The sequence below is a fragment of the Dyella sp. 2HG41-7 genome, assembly GCF_021390675.1.
Lineage (GTDB): Bacteria > Pseudomonadota > Gammaproteobacteria > Xanthomonadales > Rhodanobacteraceae > Dyella_B.
The window spans coordinates 2,876,488-2,893,822 of the sequence record NZ_JAJEJV010000004.1 but is presented as its reverse complement, the minus strand read 5'-3'; the positions used below and the strand labels follow the sequence as shown (position 1 = coordinate 2,893,822).

The following is a 17,335-nucleotide window of genomic DNA, read 5'->3' as shown; positions in this document are numbered from 1 at the left end:
CATCAAGCTCGCCGGTTTGTTCTTAGTGTTCTACCACCGTTTCGGCGGCAGCCTTCGGCGCGGTTAGCGTCGCGGCAGGCGTGGCAGGCAGGCCCAATGCATGACGCAATTCGCTACGCACGGCTTCGTAATCCTGTTGCCATTGCGGATCTTGCAGCACTTGCGCGGCAATCACGGTGCCGGCAATCCGACCAGCTTCCACATCGCTAGGGAAATGCACGCCCATCACGATGCGATGCTGCCCGTACAGATCGGCGCGTGCAAAAATCGCGGCGCGCTTTTCCGGCAGCATATTGGCGAGCAGCACCGCGGTAGAGTAGCCGAAGGTGGCGTGTCCGCTCGGATAGCTCCAGTCGTTCGGCTTTTCCTTGGACAGCGGATGTACCTGATCGGAAACCACCGACGGACGCGCCCGCTGCCAGTAAAGCTTGGCGTCTTTTACTTCTGCCTTGTCGAGCTTGGCGACGCGATCGAAAAACGCCGCCGTCTTCGGCAAAGCCGCTGCTTGCATCGACGAACCCAGCACATCCGCAAAGCGGAATACGGAACGCTCCGAATCCGCCTTGGCCGCCGACATCTCGTCGGCGGTGCGTGATTTCTGTGCCGCAAGCACCGCTTGCAGATCTTGCTTGGCCGCAGCCGAACCTGCTGCCGGCGGAGGCGGCAGCAGGTTCGACAACTCGACGGTGGCGTGTGCGGCGCCACCATCGTCGGCCAGTGCGGGCTGGCCGATCAGTAACATCAACAATACAAGTGCGTAGCGCTTCATCAGAACAGGTCGGCCGTAATGGTGAAGTTGAAGTTACGCGCCGGGATTGTGTAATACAACGGCGTGCTATCGGCGCCCGTGGTGCCGGCCAGCGCGTTGATGTGCGTGTTGTTGAACAAGTTGTTGAGCTGCACGCCAATCTTGAAATCCTTCACATTGGAGATGTGCGGATCGAACTTGTAGCTGGCGGCAAAGTTGGTGATCGCGTAGCCGCCGATCGGCGTGTCGTCTTCCGCGTTGGCCGTGTAGTAGGTCTTGCCGACGAACTTGTCGACCAGCGATGCGTAGACGGGGCCGTCGTTGTAGATAAAGCCCAGCGCAGCGGTCTTGTGCGGCGTGTTCGCGTTCCACGCGCCGTCGGTGGTCTGCATGGCGCGATTGAGCGAGCCGTTGGCGTAGACGCTGAAACCGGCGCCCAGCATATACGTGCCTTCCAACTCAACGCCTTTGTAATGCACGCCGCCGCCGTTGTAGAACTCGGTGACGCCTGCCACTTTATGGCTCTGCACGAAGTTGTTGAAGTTGATCTTGTACACATCGCCCGACAGCGTCAGGCGATCGCTGCTCCAGGTCGTGCCGAGCTGGACGTTGGTGGTTTTTTCCGGAGCGACCGCGCTGTCGGAGACCGCCGGATTGGGCACGTACAACAGGTTGAGGTTAGGCGCCAGATAACCCTTGGCCCACTGCGCATACGCCGTCCAGTTCGAGCTGAAGGCATAGTGGAACGAAGCCGACGGCAGCGTGGCGTTCCAGTTTTTGGAATAAACCAGCGGTGTGCCCGTCTTCTGGTTGATCGGAGCGTTCAGATCGCGCTCGAAATTGTTGTACTTCACGCCACCGATGAAATACGCGTTGTCGGTAATGTTCCACTGGTACTCGATAAACGGCTGGATCGTGATCAGCGTGTCGTACATGCGGCGATCGGCTGACGCGTCTGCCAGCGTGGGCGCGCCAGGCGCGATGATCGGGTTCAGCTGCTGGGTCGTGACGTCGTATTCGTACAACCAGCGAATGTCGTCCTGATGGTCGTACCACAAGCCGGTGCGCAATTCGCCCGGGCCGAGTTCCTTGCCAATGCGGAAGATGTCGCCCCACGAGCGGTTCGTGTTGCGCATGTGCTGGCCAGGTACGTCGGTGGGGCTGTAGAACGTGCCGTTCGGCGTTTCGCCGTTCGGATCTTCGCCGTTGTAGCCGAAGTGGTTATAGCCGTAGGTGTAGGCCTTGTTGTCGATCGTCCAGCCGTCGAATTCCGAATGCAGGCCGATATAACCGAGGTTGGTGTTGATGTTGTCTTTGTTGTAGGCGTAGTAGGCCTGGCTGGTCGGGTCGTTGTTCAAGCCATAGTTCACGCCGTATTGCGCGATCTGCGCCTTGGTGGCGCCGAACGGCACGTACTGCGTGAGGTTATTCGCCATCGCGACGAAGGTCAGCGTGGTGTTCTCGCCCAGCGGCTGCACGACCTTGGCGAACACGCTCTGGCGGCGCTGGCCGGAATAGGTGAGATAACCGTCCGACGTGCTGTTCTGCACATTGAGCACCGCACTGGTGCCGCTGTTGGTGAATGCGCCGGTATTGAAAATCGCGCCTTCCACAGCCGTATCCCAGCTGCCGAAGCTCACGTACGGGCTGATGCCGAACTGTTTCTGCGGATTGATCGAATCCACCGAAATCGTGCCGCCAAAGGTGGCGTTACCCAGCGTGCTCGCCGTACCCGGACCGCGATCGACCGTGACCTGGCCGGTTTCCTGATTGGTGAAATACGACGTCGAGTGATGCGTGAAGTCGTTGGAGTCCATCCACGGAATGCCGTCGAACGTCACGTTGTACTGACCGTCCTGGAAGCCGCGAATGGAAACGACCGGCGCTTCCATCAAGCCCGAGCCGTTCGGCGTGACGGTGTACACGCTCGGCGCGATGGACGCGATGTCGGTGTAGTCGCCGGTCGGCGGAATATTTTCCTGGATATACGTGCTGCTGATGATCGACTGCGGTTCCGTGGCGATCGTGGAGCCTTGCGTCGGCGCGATCTGGCTCACGGCGGTATTGGCCGTTACCTGCATGCCGGCCAGGGTTTTCGCGTTTTTCGACGAGGTGCTGTCGTCGGAATTATCGACGGCGCTAGGACCATTGGTCGAAGCGGATACGCTGGGGGCGGTGTCCTGCGCATAAATCGGCAGAGCGCTGGTCAATGCAAGGCAAAGAGCGAGGTAAACCGGCGTGCGGCGGTACAGCGCATGTGTCGATGGCGTCATTGTTTTTTTCCGGTATCGGCAGGGTTGTAGTAAAGGCCGACACCGTAAGGACGCTGTATGACAGTTCTATAACAAATACATTAAATTAATCAAAATTATAATACGAAAGAAATAACGCTAAGGCTGATCTAAGCTTTGAATAATCCATGTAATACGTGGTTCAGAAAACGCTAATGAGTTAATCGAATTAAGCCTGATCTAAGGAATGAATAATTAGCGTAATAAATGATTATCTTGATAATAAACAGCTCGGATGTGCGCTGACAAGCCTTCTTTTTTCGAATCCCATATCGATGCTCGAGATTTACTCCCTCCCCTACGTGCAGTAGGGGAGGGTTGGGGTGGGGTGAAGCCAACCTCGCGATGGCCTAAAAAATGAGGCAAGCGCATGCAACCCCACCCTAACGCTCCCCTGCACGCAGGGGAGGGGATGATGTGCGTAGCGCGGCAGGCTTTCTTGACGAATGCCCTATCATCGCCCGATGGAACGACGCGACATGCACCACACCCCTCAGCTGTTCGCCGCCGAGGCGGAAGATCTAAAGCCGCTGGCCGAGCGTATGCGGCCTAACAGCCTGGACGAGATGGTGGGCCAGCAACGCCTGCTTGCGCCCGGCAAAGCCCTGAGGCGCGCGTTGGAAGCCGGCCGCGTGCACTCCATGGTGCTCTGGGGTCCACCGGGTTGCGGCAAAACCACGCTCGCGTTGTTGGTGGCGCGCTACGCGGACGCCGATTTCCGCGCCATCTCCGCCGTGCTTTCCGGTTTGCCGGAAGTACGCAAGGCGCTGGCGGAGGCCGAGGCGAACTTCGCGCAGGGCAGGCGCACCGTGCTGTTCGTCGACGAGGTGCACCGCTTCAACAAAGCGCAGCAGGATGCCTTTCTGCCGCATATCGAGCGCGGCGTGATCATCTTCGTCGGCGCGACCACGGAAAACCCCTCATTCGAATTGAATTCCGCGTTGCTCTCGCGTTGTCGCGTGCACGTGCTCGATGCTGTGTCGGTGGACGATATCGTCGCCGCCTTGCAACGCGCGCTGGCCGATGCCGAGCGCGGTCTGGGCGAACTGAAATTAGAAGTCGCCGAATCGGCGTTGCGATTGATCGCACAAGCCGCCGATGGCGACGTGCGCCGCGCGCTGACGCTGCTGGAAATCGCCGCGGAACTCGCCGACGGCCACGTCATCGACGACACCACGCTGGAACAAGTGCTCGCCGATCGCACGCGTCGATTCGACAAAGGCGGCGAGCAGTTTTACGACCAGATCTCGGCGCTGCATAAATCCGTGCGCTCCTCCGATCCGGATGCCGCCGTGTACTGGCTCACGCGCATGCTCGACGGCGGCTGCGATCCGCTCTATCTCGCGCGACGTATGACGCGCATGGCCGTGGAAGACGTCGGTCTCGCCGAACCGCGTGCCTGGCGCATGGCGTTGGATGCGTGGGATACCTACGAGCGGCTCGGCAGCCCAGAAGGCGAACTAGGCCTCGCGCAGCTTGCGATCTGGCTGGCGATCGCGCCAAAAAGCAATGCGGCGTACATGGCGTACAACAAGGCGCGCGAGGTGGTCGGCAAAACCGGCACGCTGGAGGTGCCGATGCATTTGCGCAACGCGCCCACCAAGCTGATGAAGGGCCTCGGCTACGGCAAAGGCTATCAATACGATCACGATGCGGAAGGTGGCATTGCGCTCGATCAGCAATGCCTGCCGGATGCCTTGGCCGACATGGAATTCTACGAGCCGGTGGAACGCGGACTCGAATTGAAACTGCGGGAAAAACTGCAGGCTTTGCGCGCAGCTCGAAAGCAAGCGCGCAACAAACATTCGTAACTTACGTCATGCGCTCCGCCGTTTCCGCGAGAACGGAGTGGGGCGTATGCATGCGATTTAGCAGCCAGGGCAGCGTGATCGCTAGCAAGTAAAACTTCGACGCGAAGTACTTGTTGCCCAAACGGTCGCGATGCGATTCCAGCCATTTTGTGGCGCCGGGCATCACAGCGCGCGCTTGCTCGGCAAACGCATACACCTGGTCGAACCGCTTACTGGCCAGGCCGCGCAGATCGAAGCGGAAACAGCCCTTCGATTGCACGTAAGGCAGCTCCTTGAAGCGCCGCGCGATGTACTTGCGCATCAGCACCTTATTCACGCCGCCTGGGCCGATCAGTTCGTCATCGGGAACGTGATGGAAAACCCAGTCGCGCAAGCTTTCGTCGCAATAGGGGTACGCCAGCTTAAGATCCATGGCCTTGGCGGTGTACATGCCTTTGCAGAGGTGAGCCGATTCCACGATGGTGAGCGAAATGCGGCGTATCGCTTCCTTCGATGGCGCCGCTTCGAGATCGGCGCGAAACGGCTGCATGCGTTGTCGTGAGCTGGCGGAAATATCCCAACCGAACAACTCATCCACTTCCGCATCGCTGAAACGCGAGCCGGGAAGGTAGCGCTCGAACGAATCCATTTGCAGTGTAGACAGCACAAAGCACAGCTTGAAGCTGCGGCTTATAAGGCTCGATTTGAACAGAGACTGCGGCACGCGGATGCCGCGCGCCAGCATCGCCAGTAGCCGTTCCCGGCTGTGCACGGGCGTACCGAAATATTCGTCGGCGCCAATGCCGTCGATGATGCCGTCGCCGCCGCGCTCGCGAACTTCCGTCGCTAAATCGGCGTAGGACAGCGCGGCGAAATCGGCCGTAAGCAAGGGCATGCGCGGAAGCATTGCGAGATAGCGATCGTAAGCGCGACCCGGATCGCACACCAGCGATTCGTGACGCAGGCCAAGCTGCTTCGCGACGAAGCGCGCCGACGCCATCTCGTTTTCTTCTCGGCCGCCGAGATAAGTGAGGCAGGTTGCGTCGGGGCGCGTTTCGGCCAGCGCGATAGCCATCGACGTGGAATCTTTGCCGCCGCTCTGGAACAACCATGGCGCGTGCATATTTGCCGTCGAGCGGGCGATCGAATCGCACAGCAGACGGTGATACGTCTCAAGCAGCGCGTTTTCGTCGACCGTTCCGGATGGCGGGCGCGAAGGCGCCATCGCCGACTGATATTCGTAGTGGTACTGCGGACTGCCGTGCATGTCCTGTGTCGGGTCGAAACCGGTCGCCACCACCTTCACGTTGCGATAGACGGAGTGCGGCGGATAGACGAACGTGGTGCGCAACAGATCTGCAATCGACACGGGATCGACCGAGGCATCGCTGCCTTGGAAGCTGTCGAGCTGCGAGAAATCGACTTCGCTTTGATAAGGCGATGTATCGATTTGGACGTTCAACCGACCGGAGGCACCTGATTCCAACTCCACGTTCGTTGCTCGAATTGTGTTCTGGCTAATTTTTGGATTTCTCATGATTCGAATGACTCAACCGTTTCCTTGTTGTTGTCGACTTGGTTGCGTTTGAGGTTGATCCACAACGTTGGATCAGGTCGCGGCGCGAACGAAAGCGCCGACGGCATAAGAAGAACGTACAACAAGACGCGACGTGAGCATGCGGTACTTCATGATCTCTCCCGAATGCATGGCCTTCGGCTACGTCGCGTTCGCGCGTAGCATGCGGCGATGGATGGTTCGCAAGCTCCGCTCGCGTCGCTGTTTTCGATGATGAGATGCATACGAGAGCCACACGACAAGTCCCCGTGAAGAATGCATGCGAAGTTGTGTTCGAAATGTGTGTTGAGCGTTTATGCTGCTCTGCACATACGTGGCCATCCCCGCGAATTTGCGGACAATTTCGCAAGTTTGACGTTAGCTTGAGCGCGCGCACGGCCGATTGCGCAATTGCGACTTGTCCCGACAATGTCTACGCAAAAGCAAAATCAAGTTATACGTCAGCCGAAAACGCCGTGTTTTTCGTTGCATGACGTGTTGTGCGATGACGTCATATAAGGGTCATGCGCGAAAGTGAATGCGCGCTGACAGCATGTGCTCCAGTCATGCGCCATCGCGATGCTCGATGGCGAACTTTCAACGACGCATGACGGGCGAGGGCATGTGAAGAAGGCCGGCGCCGATGGACCGACATGAAGCATAGAGCGCGCCACAACCGTTCGGCGTCAACGCTCGTTGCGTCGATCGCCCGATCGGCAAGCCCATTTGCACCCGCTGCCCACACCCTCTAGATTTCTTCTTCACATCCATCGTCGGGGGCAAGGCCATGCGTGTACTGATCGCAGCGATCTTGGGCGGCATCGTGATGTTCCTCTGGGGCTTCGTCGCGCACATGTTCCTAGGGCTTGGAAATCCGGGCATCCATCAGCCCGCGCACGAAGATGTCGTACTCAGCGCACTGCACGAGGGTCTTGGCGCCACGCCCGGCGTCTACATCCTGCCGTCGCTGGACTTCAACAAATGGAACGACCCGGCCGCCCGCGCTGCGTATTCGCAAAAGGCCAGCGCGTCGCCGTACGCGTGGGTGGTGTACCAGCCGCAGGGCAAGGACATGACCCAGATGACCGGCCAACTTCCGCGCGAATGGGCATCCAACACCTTGTCCGCGCTGGCTTTGGCCTTTCTGATGGGATTGAGCAGCTTCAGCTTCCGCAAGCGCTTGGGCATCGCCGTGGTCGCCGCCTTGTTTGCGTGGCTTAGCGCCTTGGCGCCCTATTGGAATTGGTACCGTTTCCCCGAGGCCCTGGTCTGGGCCGCGCTGGTTGAGCAGCTAATCGGCTGGTTGCTGGCTGGCGCGGCGATGGCCTGGTGGATCGGCCGCCAGGAGCGAAAATCGGCCTGAGGGCAGGGTAGGCGCCGCCGCGTTGCGACCGCGGCGGCCGCACGGCGATAATCCCGTGTTCTTGCCACCGATTTGGACCCCCACATGCTGGACCCCGCACTGCTGCGTTCGCGCCTGGCCGAGACTGCCGCGCGCCTCAAGGAAACCCGAGGCTTCACGCTGGACGTGAGCGCCGTCGACGCGCTGGAAAGCCAACGCAAGCAGCTGTCCACCGAAACGCAGGAGCTGCAAAACCTGCGCAATACACGCTCCAAAGCCATCGGCCAGGCCAAAGCCAAAGGCGAGGACGTCGCCCCGCTGATGGCCGAAGTGGCCGGCATCGGCGACAAGCTCAAAGCCAACGAACACGCCTTGGCCGACGTTCAAGCCAAGCTAGCGGATATCGCTTTGGGCATTCCCAATCTGCCCGATGAATCCGTGCCCGCCGGCAAGGACGAAAACGACAATAAGGAAATCCTGCGCTGGGGCACGCCGCGCCAATTCGACTTTGCCGTGAAAGATCATGTCGATCTCGGTGAGCGCCACGGTTGGCTGGACGGCGAAGCCGGCGCCAAGCTTTCCGGCGCGCGCTTCACGGTGATGCGTGGCCAACTCGCGCAATTGCATCGCGCGCTCGCGCAATTCATGCTGGACCTGCACACGCGCGAACACGGCTATCTGGAATGCAATGTGCCGTTGTTGGTGAACGCCGACACGATGCAAGGTACCGGGCAGCTTCCCAAGTTCGAAGAAGACCTGTTCGCGACGCAAGTCGGCGACACCAAGCGCTACCTTATTCCCACCGCCGAAGTGTCGTTGACCAACTTGGTGCGCGACACCATTCAAGATGCCGATGCACTGCCGTTGCGCCTAACCGCACACACGCCGTGCTTCCGCGCCGAAGCCGGCAGCTACGGTCGCGACGTGCGTGGCATGATCCGCCAGCATCAATTCGAAAAAGTGGAAATGGTGCAAATCGCGCGCGCCGAAGATTCGTTCGCGCAGCTGGAAGAAATGGTCGGTCACGCAGAAAAAGTGCTGCAGAAACTCGATCTGCCTTATCGCAAAGTGATGCTTTGCACCGGGGACATGGGTTTCGGCGCCGCCAAGACGTACGATCTGGAAGTATGGCTACCCAGCCAAAACACCTACCGCGAAATTTCCAGCTGCTCCAATTGCACCGATTTTCAGGCGCGCCGCATGCAGGCCCGCGTTCGCAACCCCGGCACCAACAAGCCCGAACTCGTGCACACCCTCAACGGCTCGGGCCTTGCCATCGGTCGCACGTTGATCGCTGTGATGGAGAACTATCAAAACGCCGACGGCTCCATCACCGTGCCGCAAGCGCTGCGTCCGTACATGGCCGGCGGCGAGACCATCGCATGACCGCACCGGCGAGCCGCACCTGGAGCAACGTGGAGTTTTACTCCAGCTATTTCCTCATGGTCGTGCTCGCCTCCGTCATCGGCACACGCCTGAGTTTTGCAGGCGTGTGGGAACTGCCCACGCTCGACCTCGTACTCAGCACCATCGCACTCGTGCTGGTCGTCGCAAGCTTCTGGATCGCCCGCAAACGCCGCAGCTGGCGCTTATGGATCATCGCCTTCGCCACGGCAACGCAATTGCTGCCGATGGTGCTGCGCCATCCCGCTACGTTGTTTCCGTTGCTGGGCGGTTTGATTCCCGTTGTGATCATGATTTGGGCGCTCGTTTCACTTTCGCGCAAAGGTGCCAATGGCACGCGGATGCGCGGTTCCTGATACGATTACGCCCCTCGCTCGATCGTCTGAAATCTCAGTCATCGAACGCAAAAAATCGGAGAGATGGCCGAGCGGTTTAAGGCAGCAGTCTTGAAAACTTATACTAAGAAAAATGTATTAAAAATCAATAAGTTACAAGTGATCTGAAACTGTCAATTAAACTGCTGACTTAGGTCGATTTTTTCAAGAAATTGCTCAAGTTTTGAGCAGCTGAAAACACCTTGGAAGGGTGGCAGAGTGGTCGATCGCTACGGTCTTGAAAACCGTCGGAAGGGTAACCTTCCCGTGGGTTCGAATCCCACCCCTTCCGCCATAAAACGCAAAAAAGCCCCTGGTTTCAGGGGCTTTTTTGTAGGCTTCATTTGCACTGGTGCGTGAAATGTCGACGCAGCGATGGATGATTTCTTTGCGTAACTCAGAGCGAAGAGTGCCCACACATAGGTTTTTTCAGTGCATCTGCGCAAGTCGAGCCGTCAATCAGGCGTCAATCATTCGAGTTGAACTTTGGTAGACGTAGAGAGACGTCTATGCCCCACCCGATTGACGGCATGGAACGGGTGCGTGTTAATTTTCGTTGCCAACAGGGGCAAAGTCCCGATGCCCAAATCGGAGCAGGGCTATGGCAGACGAAAAAAACGGGTTGATCGTCATTGACGGTAAACACTTCGGCAAAGCAGCCCAAGTGCTTATTGAAAAGGTCTCCCAAGGTATTGGTGGCCTTTATCGTCCAACTCAAATACGCCGGATAGCCAAGGCCGAGGCGGAGGCAGGTCTTATCGCGGCACAAAACAAGCTTGAAATCGACGAACTGCAAATGCGTGCGGCTCAGCGCTGGTTAGCGGAGGAGTCGCGAAAGCAGGAGAATATCGAGTCCATTACTGATAAAGCAATTCCATTGCTCCACGAACAATCTGATGCTTCAAACGTCGAGGATGACTGGATAGCTAATTTCTTCGAAAAAACAAAAATAGTATCGGATGGAGAGATGCAGAAATTGTGGGCAAAAGTGTTGGCCGGAGAAGCAAATAACCCTGGCACCTATTCGCGGCGGACTGTCAATATCATTGCGGATCTTGAAAAATCTGACGCGCAGCTATTTAGCCGCTTGTGTGGCTTTATTTGGAATGTTGCAGGTCGGGTTCCGTTAATTTTTGATACCCAGGCGGATATATACCATCAGCATGGCATAAGTTTCGATACGCTCAGTCATCTAGAAACACTCGGTCTGATTACTTTTAACGAAATGACGGGTTATTCGAAAATTCGGTTGGGCGGGCAGTTTCCGATCGTGTATTTCGGGAAGCCCATTCTCATCACGCCGAGTGCCGGAACGTTAGATATCGGTAAGGTCCTGTTGACGAACGCAGGCCACCAACTGGCCAGTGTAGCGAACGCAAGTCCAGTTGATGGCTTCTTCGAATATGTTGTCCAGCGTTACTCCTCCACCGCGGGCGTAAGCGTAGGTCCTGCGAACCTCGTGACCGTTAAGGTGCCTCAAGCCTGATTGGGTGTTCTGGGCGAATTTGCGGTTGTCATAACTTCGAGCGAGTTCCTATGGGTGAATTCTTAGATCGGGCTCGGCAGCATGAATTGCTTCTGCAATTGCGGGATGAGTATCCCCATTGGAAGGTCTTCGATCTCAAGGGAGACGAAGAAGGGCGTCGCGAGACAGTTAATTTGCACTACTTACTCGAACATAGACTGATCGATGGGCAGCCACGTTTTTCCAGCATGGGCGACAAATCAGTCCTTTGGAAAGTTCGCATAACGCATGACGGGCTCGATTTTCTCGCTGCGGATGGAGGTCTTGGCGCTATTCTTGGGGTGGTCACCGTCAAACTTCATGATGATACGGTGCGTGATCTTTTGATTGCGCGAGTCGAAGAAGATGGCACGAAAGACAACGCAACTAAGGTCAAGCTAAAGGAAACAATTCGCGGCCTGCCAGCAGAGATGTTGAGCACGTTGGTAAAAAAAGCAATGGAAACGGGGCTGGGGCACGTCGGTGATATTGGTGCTTGGATCCATCACGTGATCGGATAGCGATGTCATGAACTTCAGCGAGATTCTTTCCCGCATAACGGGCATCAGCGTCCCGGTGTTTGGTATCCAATGGAACCCACCAGAAGCCGAGATCGTCGTGGCACGAAGAGTGTTGGCATTCTTAGAAGATCGCCGCGTTCTTTATGTGCCGTCTGAAATGGAAGTGCCGGAACATGGCGTTCAGTCGGCTCTTCGGATTCGGGAGTTCCTGACTTCTGAACTGGGCCGATTGACGGGCGAGGGGCAGTTGGCGCAGAGCCTGCGAGCTATGCGCGCCGCATGTCGGAAGTTCTTAGACACCGTTGGACCCGAAGACGGGCCGATCGTCCGGCACGCATTCGATAGAGGACACTACGCCACGTGGGAATTCAACCAGGCTCTCGGAGAGATGAGGGGCGTCTTTGGTATTTACGTTGCCATCTTGGCGGCAACGCACGGCCTAGATGTCGAAGATGGGCTGGCAAGAATCATTCCCGGTTTGGACAGCGAGGGACGCTCGGTTGGTCATGAAGTGGAAAAATAGAAATCTACGCGAGCTTGCGGACATCATTTGCGGGAACGTTGCTCATTTCCACTATCGGTCGAGCAGCTACATCACCGAGTTCTTCGAGGACTGCGATCTGGGCTACGTTCATGATGGTTCGACCCGTTGGGCGTGGGTTGCTGACCGACTGGATGAGGTTCTGGGACAACCGCACCCAAGTCCAGCAGTTCCACCAGACGCATTCATTCGAATAATTCGCGCTGTGCTTGATAAGGGCGAGGCCCAAGAGGGTGATCCGGACCGAAGTAAAGCTCTGGCCGCTCTCAATGTCGTATTGGTTCGTGAGGGTTGGGAGGCTTTCTACGATGAACATGGCATCGGGCAACTTCGTCACATTGCAACTAATTCCGTTGCGCAGGTGGCAAACCCCCATCGCCCGATGACGCCAGCGGAACTCGAACGCCGCGATCAACTCACCGCCTATTTTGACAAATGTTCCGAAGACGAGCTAATTGAAGACGTTCTGCTGCCGCTGTTTCGTCAGTTAGGATTCCATCGCATCACTGCCGCTGGTCACAAGGACAAGGCGCTGGAGTATGGCAAAGACGTATGGATGAAATATACCTTGCCCACTCTTCATGTCCTTTACTTTGGGATCCAAGTTAAGAAGGGCAAGCTGGATGCGGCAGGCGTTGGCAAGAACGGATCTGCCAACGTCGCAGAGATTCACAATCAGGTCAACATGATGCTCGGGCACGAAATATTCGATCCAGAACTAAACCGGCGTGTTTTGGTTGACCACGCATTCATCGTCGCCGGTGGTGAAATTACAAAGCAAGCTCGGAATTGGATTGGTAATAAACTGGACGCGACAAAGCGCTCGCAAATTATGTTTATGGACAGGGATGATCTTCTCAATCTGTTTGTAGTGACGAATCTGCCTTTGCCGAAAGGAGCGGTTCCTAACTCAAATTCTGTCCCTGAGATGGGCGATGACATTCCCTTCTAGGTGATGTGAATTATGAATTCATGGGACCGCTTCAAGGTCGTTGAGAAAGTCAGGATTGCGGCTGACGAGTTTGGCTCGTCGAACCCACAGCAGCAGAGGCAGCTCATATTTGGCTGCCGAAACGCATCATCCCGGGAGGTCTATTTCGGTCTCTTATCGTTCTTCTTTGATGCTCAATTGCAGCAAAATCGATTCGAGAGGCAGAAATTAGCAGGCACAATCTTGCTAAGTGTTGCCCCTCCATCTCCCATGGCCCTGGACGCATCTGTATACGCGACTGCGCAACATTGGGATCTAAGTGTCAGTGAACTTCCTTCGTATTGGTGCAGGACTTTCGGACAGTCTGAGGTTGCGGCTTTTTTGGCAGACCTGGTCGGTGATTGCGTCGAGGCTACGCTAAAGCGTAGTGTCGAAACCATGCTCTTTTGGTCTCGACGATATGAGGAATGTATTCCCGGCGAGCCCGTGTAGTCGGTCCTGCGACCGTTACTTTGCCCTAGACAAAAGCTTCCTTAGCTCGTCCGTCGAAACGGCGATCCGCTCAATGGCTATTTCTTATGCTTCCGATGCACCGCTGTTTCGGTCTCGCGAACAAGATCTGCTGCGTGAACTCCTAACGCCTGGGCGATAACTATAAGCGTGGTTATTGTCGGCTGCCGTATGCCACGCTCAAGCCTCGACACGAATGTTCTGTCCACGTCGGCACGCAGCGCGAGTTCCTCTTGGCTGATGCCCGCATGCGTCCGATGGCGAAGTAGAACTTCGCCAAATAGGGCTGCGATGTCGGGAGGCGGCTGTGTGGTCACGCCGCAAATTTCGTGTCATTGTGGCCTATAGTCCACGGCCTATAGGCACGTAACTGTCATGACAGATATTGACGGGTTCAAGGTCAATCGGCGACGCGGACGTCCTGCAAAGAAGTCACCCGTGATTGAAAGTTCGATGCCCGTTCAAGCGATCATGGTCAGTGAGTCGGACGATGAATTGCTCACGACGACAGAAGCTGTCGCGCTGACGAAGATGAGTGAGTCCTGGTTCAAGAAGCAACGCTGGAAGCGATCAGGTCCACCGTATCGGAAGAGGGGAAGAGTAGTTCGCTATGTCAAAAGCGAATTGCTTCGATGGTTCACTGAGTTCAGAGCGACGGACTTCGGTGGAGCGCCATGACGTAATGCGTTTAAGACATCAGTTCTTTTTGCTTCACTTATGAAGTAACTCCGTCAATCAGGCGTCAATCACGCGAAGCGCAACGGCGGTATACCTAAGTCACCGCTGAGATACCGTGGTATACCAAAATATACCTTGAAAACAGGCGCGTCGATGATCACTCAGCGCTAACTTATTGTTTCGTATGGGCAAGGCAGGAAGTCTTGAAAACTGCCGTAGGTGTAAGCCTACCGTGGGTTCGAATCCCACTCTCTCCGCCAGATATGAAAGCGCCCCCGAATGGGGGCGTTTTCATATCTGAAGGTAAAGACTGGGTGAGAAGCCACTGGGTTCGGCGGGAGATGGACATGTGGGCGGTGACGCCTGATGCTTTGGCGCGGGACGGCTTTCCAGCGACATAGCTTCGGTTTGCAACCAACCGGGCATTGAGCGCATCACTGAAAGATCGTTGCCAGATACTTGGCCTTGAGGACGGGTAGGGAATGAATACGAATATTTTGTTGCCGAGTGTTTTCCTTGCTCTAGCCGCCGCTAGCGCGGGAGCCGCAACATCTACGACTTCGAATTTGCAGAATCCTGCGAGCTCCGATTCGTTGTCCAACACCATCCAGAAATTGGATGCCGAATTCTTCGATTCATTCAATAACTGCAGTGCGCCCGATCAGCTCAAAAAACACGAAAGCTATTTGAATCCCAATGTTGAGTTTTACCACGACAAAAGCGGTGTGACTTGGACAAGACAAGCCTATATGGAGAACACGCGCGCGCATGTATGCGGTAACTTTCGACGCGTGCTGACGGCGGGAAGTCAGGAAATTTATCCGATCAAGGATTACGGCGCGATCGAAGAGGGGCGCCATACATTCTGCGAGATCAAATCCGGTAAATGCTTCGGCGAGGCCAAGTTCTTAATTATTTGGCATCAATTGCCCAATGGGTGGGAAATTACGCGCATCATGAGCTACGCGCACGAAGCCATTCGCTGAATTCGTCTGAGAATTGGGCTGCCTTCGCTACAACAAACTATCGATAGGAAGCTGACGTAGGATCGTCACTTCCGTACGTCGCTTGGTGGTTGCGGCGGGCTCGCTCTGATAGATGACTGGCTTTCCGTCCTCTTCGGTTTGCCACTCGACGTTGTGAGACGCCGGATCGATCGCCACCTGATACGCATTGGAGGGTTGCGTCGCGGTATGGAAGAAGTCGCTGATGGCGCGGGCCAGCCCGGGCGAATCCACGATAACGCCCATTTCGGTGTTGAGCAGCTTGGATCGCTGATCCATATTGAGGGAACCGATAAAGACCTCACGGTCATCCACGACAATGGTCTTGGCATGGAGGCTAGTGCCTGACGATTTGCCGATGGATGTGGTGGGCTGACTCTGGCCCGAAGTCGGTTTGAGTTCGTAAAGCTGCACGCCGCCTTCGACCAGCGCCTTGCGGTAATGCACGTAGCCCGCATGCGCGGCGGTTTCGTCCGTCGACGCGAGCGAGTTCGTCAGTATCTTGATGGAAACGCCGCCCTGAGCGCGGGCCACGAGGTGTTTCGTGCCTTCATCGCCAGGTATGAAATAGGGCGTCGTCGCCAGGATCTCGTGCTGAGCGCCGTCGAGCATCGTCTTGAGCTGCGGACCGATGCGCAATGCCGGCACGTCGCCATCGGCCTCGATCTTTTCAGGCTGGTCGGCGACAAACTTGGCATCGCCCCAAAACCACGCTCCATGCTTGTCGGCAGTCGGCCCATTGGGCAATTCGTCCAGCACGGCCTGTGCATAGTCCGATTGCGCGAATTTGCGCACTTCTTTTTGCAGAATCACCCGAGCCTCGGCGAGGCGCTTGTCAGATTCGCTCGTCTTTTTGAGTTGATCTAGCGGATAGGCTGCATCGCAGTTCCAATACGAATCGAACGCATCGGAAGCCTGCTGCACGACAGGGCCGATGGCGATGACGTCGAGATCGCGGAAGTGCGTGTCGCTGCCGGCGTCGAAATAAGGATCGCCAATATTGCGTCCGCCAATGACGGCTACATCGTTGTCGACGATAAAAGCCTTGTTATGCATGCGACGATTGAGGCGTCGCCACTCCATCATAAACTGCACAGCGCGCGATATAACGGTAGGGTTCCGCGTGCGAAATGGGTTGAATAACCGAATTTCGATGTTCGGATGCGAATTCAACGCCTCGAACAAATGATCCTTGTCGTCGAAATTGTCGTCGTCGATAAGCATCCGCACGCGTACGCCCCGATCGGCCGCGGCAAGAAGATGCTGCATGATCAGGTGCCCGGTCATGTCGTTGGCGAAGATGTAGTACTGCAAGTCGATGGAGTGAGCGGCATGGTCGGCCAGCGCTACGCGACTGAGCAGTGCATTGGTGCTCAGTGTCATTAAGCGGAAGCCCGATTGATTCGGATGCTTGTCCACTTCCGCATGCGTGTATTTCGCCGTGGCCGTATCGGTCGCGGGCGGCAGATGGAGCGTCTGTTCCTTCTCCGCTTTGGGCGGGTGCGTGGAGCACGCCTGAAGGACAAGACAAAAAATTGTGAAGGCAAACACGACGATCCGGCGATCTGTTCGCATGCTCACACCTCAGGTTGACCGATCAGTCCGCGCTCGCGGACGTTTCTCATTCCAATTGTTATCGATGATTTAGCATATCCAAGCCCTATCTCGGCTGACTGTCGGTGTACAGGGCGTCGCCATATTCAGGCTCGTCAGCCCGCCGTGCGTCGCTCACGCGCGTCATGGCGCATACGCGTAGTCAAACGCGAGTCATAAGTGTCATGTCAGTTATCGCCTGCTCGATGGTTTGGGGTGTCGGCGCACGCGCATGCCTTCTCATAGCGCCATGACAAGCGTGAAGGATGCGTCGTCTCGAATGACGTGATGTTTGAAAAAATATTGAGGGGTAGGGATGTCGCAACTGATCGCGTTTTTATTAGGGCAGTCGAGATATGCCTCAGGGACAGGGCGTGCTGTTGTGTTGGTCGCGATCTTCTGGCAAGAAGTCGCGCGGCATCTTCGTCGCGCATCGACGCGCATCTCTGTGCTGCATTTGGAAAACGATTGCTGATGTTGATGTTTATTGACGTTGGTTGATGCATCGACTCCAGAGGGGAGGAGTGGATAAGTTCAAACATTTGCCTA

Annotated in this window: 14 protein-coding genes and 1 tRNA gene; 11 read left to right on the top strand and 4 right to left on the bottom strand. The window is 56.4% G+C overall.

Going from position 1 to position 17,335, the window contains the following annotated elements; translation table 11 throughout:
- Nucleotides 1–22 precede the first annotated feature (22 nt).
- Together L0U79_RS14290 and L0U79_RS14285 are read right to left on the bottom strand one after the other, a co-directional pair.
- Entirely contained in the window at nucleotides 23–769 is a 747-nt protein-coding gene (locus L0U79_RS14290; RefSeq protein WP_233842938.1) for a phosphatase PAP2 family protein, read from the bottom strand.
- A complete protein-coding gene (locus L0U79_RS14285; protein WP_233842937.1) occupies nucleotides 769–3,021 on the bottom strand; it encodes a TonB-dependent receptor in 2,253 nt (750 codons plus the stop codon). Before L0U79_RS14285 ends, L0U79_RS14290 begins: the two co-directional genes overlap by 1 nt.
- 497 nt (nucleotides 3,022–3,518) lie before the next feature.
- Here L0U79_RS14285 and L0U79_RS14280 point away from each other — a divergent pair, with 497 nt between their 5' ends.
- Nucleotides 3,519–4,850, top strand: coding sequence for a replication-associated recombination protein A (locus tag L0U79_RS14280; protein ID WP_233842936.1), 1,332 nt, complete (start codon nucleotides 3,519–3,521; stop codon nucleotides 4,848–4,850).
- A 1-nt stretch (nucleotide 4,851) separates the two neighbouring features.
- On the opposite strand, the gene L0U79_RS14275 is transcribed toward L0U79_RS14280, so the two are convergent.
- On the bottom strand, nucleotides 4,852–6,321 hold the full coding sequence (locus L0U79_RS14275; RefSeq protein ID WP_233842935.1) for an asparagine synthase-related protein: 1,470 nt from the start codon (nucleotides 6,319–6,321) through the stop codon (nucleotides 4,852–4,854).
- An 850-nt stretch (nucleotides 6,322–7,171) separates the two neighbouring features.
- On the opposite strand from L0U79_RS14275, the gene L0U79_RS14270 reads away from it, so the two are divergent.
- From L0U79_RS14270 to L0U79_RS14230, 9 genes are all read left to right on the top strand, one after another.
- Nucleotides 7,172–7,747, top strand: coding sequence for a hypothetical protein (locus L0U79_RS14270; RefSeq protein ID WP_233842934.1), 576 nt, complete (start codon nucleotides 7,172–7,174; stop codon nucleotides 7,745–7,747).
- 84 nt (nucleotides 7,748–7,831) lie between these two features.
- Nucleotides 7,832–9,112 carry a serine--tRNA ligase gene (gene serS, locus L0U79_RS14265; RefSeq protein ID WP_233842933.1) on the top strand — a complete coding sequence of 427 codons (1,281 nt, stop codon included), beginning with the start codon at nucleotides 7,832–7,834 and terminating at the stop codon, nucleotides 9,110–9,112.
- Nucleotides 9,109–9,486, top strand: coding sequence for an LrgA (locus tag L0U79_RS14260; RefSeq protein WP_233842932.1), 378 nt, complete (start codon nucleotides 9,109–9,111; stop codon nucleotides 9,484–9,486). Before serS ends, L0U79_RS14260 begins: the two co-directional genes overlap by 4 nt.
- A gap of 223 nt (nucleotides 9,487–9,709) precedes the next feature.
- Nucleotides 9,710–9,799: transfer RNA gene (locus L0U79_RS14255), tRNA-Ser, on the top strand.
- A gap of 306 nt (nucleotides 9,800–10,105) precedes the next feature.
- Entirely contained in the window at nucleotides 10,106–10,990 is an 885-nt protein-coding gene (locus L0U79_RS14250; protein WP_233842931.1) for a DUF2806 domain-containing protein, read from the top strand.
- A gap of 50 nt (nucleotides 10,991–11,040) precedes the next feature.
- Complete coding sequence (locus L0U79_RS14245; protein ID WP_233842930.1) at nucleotides 11,041–11,529, top strand: hypothetical protein; 489 nt, start codon at nucleotides 11,041–11,043, stop codon at nucleotides 11,527–11,529.
- A gap of 7 nt (nucleotides 11,530–11,536) precedes the next feature.
- On the top strand, nucleotides 11,537–12,052 hold the full coding sequence (locus L0U79_RS14240; protein WP_233842929.1) for a DUF6650 family protein: 516 nt from the start codon (nucleotides 11,537–11,539) through the stop codon (nucleotides 12,050–12,052).
- On the top strand, nucleotides 12,036–13,022 hold the full coding sequence (locus L0U79_RS14235) for a restriction endonuclease (RefSeq protein WP_233842928.1): 987 nt from the start codon (nucleotides 12,036–12,038) through the stop codon (nucleotides 13,020–13,022). Before L0U79_RS14240 ends, L0U79_RS14235 begins: the two co-directional genes overlap by 17 nt.
- A 1,649-nt stretch (nucleotides 13,023–14,671) precedes the next feature.
- Nucleotides 14,672–15,175 (top strand): nuclear transport factor 2 family protein, encoded by a 504-nt coding sequence (locus L0U79_RS14230; protein WP_233842927.1) that lies wholly within the window; start codon nucleotides 14,672–14,674, stop codon nucleotides 15,173–15,175.
- Between the two features lie 27 nt (nucleotides 15,176–15,202).
- On the opposite strand, the gene L0U79_RS14225 is transcribed toward L0U79_RS14230, so the two are convergent.
- Nucleotides 15,203–16,744: a phospholipase D family protein gene (locus L0U79_RS14225; protein WP_233842926.1), complete on the bottom strand. Its 1,542-nt coding sequence runs from the start codon at nucleotides 16,742–16,744 to the stop codon at nucleotides 15,203–15,205.
- A gap of 358 nt (nucleotides 16,745–17,102) precedes the next feature.
- Between L0U79_RS14225 and L0U79_RS14220 the strand changes: the two genes are divergently transcribed.
- The gene (locus L0U79_RS14220; protein ID WP_233842925.1) at nucleotides 17,103–17,261 is read left to right on the top strand and encodes a hypothetical protein; all 159 of its coding nucleotides are present in this window, start codon (nucleotides 17,103–17,105) and stop codon (nucleotides 17,259–17,261) included.
- The last annotated feature ends 74 nt before the right edge of the window (nucleotides 17,262–17,335 follow it).

Excerpts from the sequence above, each read along its gene's own strand:
- L0U79_RS14290 (WP_233842938.1), bottom strand. The coding sequence starts at position 769 with ATGAAGCGCTACGCACTTGTATTGTTGATGTTACTGATCGGCCAGCCC.
- L0U79_RS14285 (WP_233842937.1), bottom strand. The coding sequence starts at position 3,021 with ATGACGCCATCGACACATGCGCTGTACCGCCGCACGCCGGTTTACCTC.
- L0U79_RS14280 (WP_233842936.1), top strand. The coding sequence starts at position 3,519 with ATGCACCACACCCCTCAGCTGTTCGCCGCCGAGGCGGAAGATCTAAAG.
- L0U79_RS14270 (WP_233842934.1), top strand. The coding sequence starts at position 7,172 with ATGCGTGTACTGATCGCAGCGATCTTGGGCGGCATCGTGATGTTCCTC.
- serS (WP_233842933.1), top strand. The coding sequence starts at position 7,832 with ATGCTGGACCCCGCACTGCTGCGTTCGCGCCTGGCCGAGACTGCCGCG.
- L0U79_RS14260 (WP_233842932.1), top strand. The coding sequence starts at position 9,109 with ATGACCGCACCGGCGAGCCGCACCTGGAGCAACGTGGAGTTTTACTCC.
- L0U79_RS14250 (WP_233842931.1), top strand. The coding sequence starts at position 10,106 with ATGGCAGACGAAAAAAACGGGTTGATCGTCATTGACGGTAAACACTTC.
- L0U79_RS14245 (WP_233842930.1), top strand. The coding sequence starts at position 11,041 with ATGGGTGAATTCTTAGATCGGGCTCGGCAGCATGAATTGCTTCTGCAA.
- L0U79_RS14240 (WP_233842929.1), top strand. The coding sequence starts at position 11,537 with ATGAACTTCAGCGAGATTCTTTCCCGCATAACGGGCATCAGCGTCCCG.
- L0U79_RS14235 (WP_233842928.1), top strand. The coding sequence starts at position 12,036 with ATGAAGTGGAAAAATAGAAATCTACGCGAGCTTGCGGACATCATTTGC.
- L0U79_RS14230 (WP_233842927.1), top strand. The coding sequence starts at position 14,672 with ATGAATACGAATATTTTGTTGCCGAGTGTTTTCCTTGCTCTAGCCGCC.
- L0U79_RS14220 (WP_233842925.1), top strand. The coding sequence starts at position 17,103 with ATGTCGCAACTGATCGCGTTTTTATTAGGGCAGTCGAGATATGCCTCA.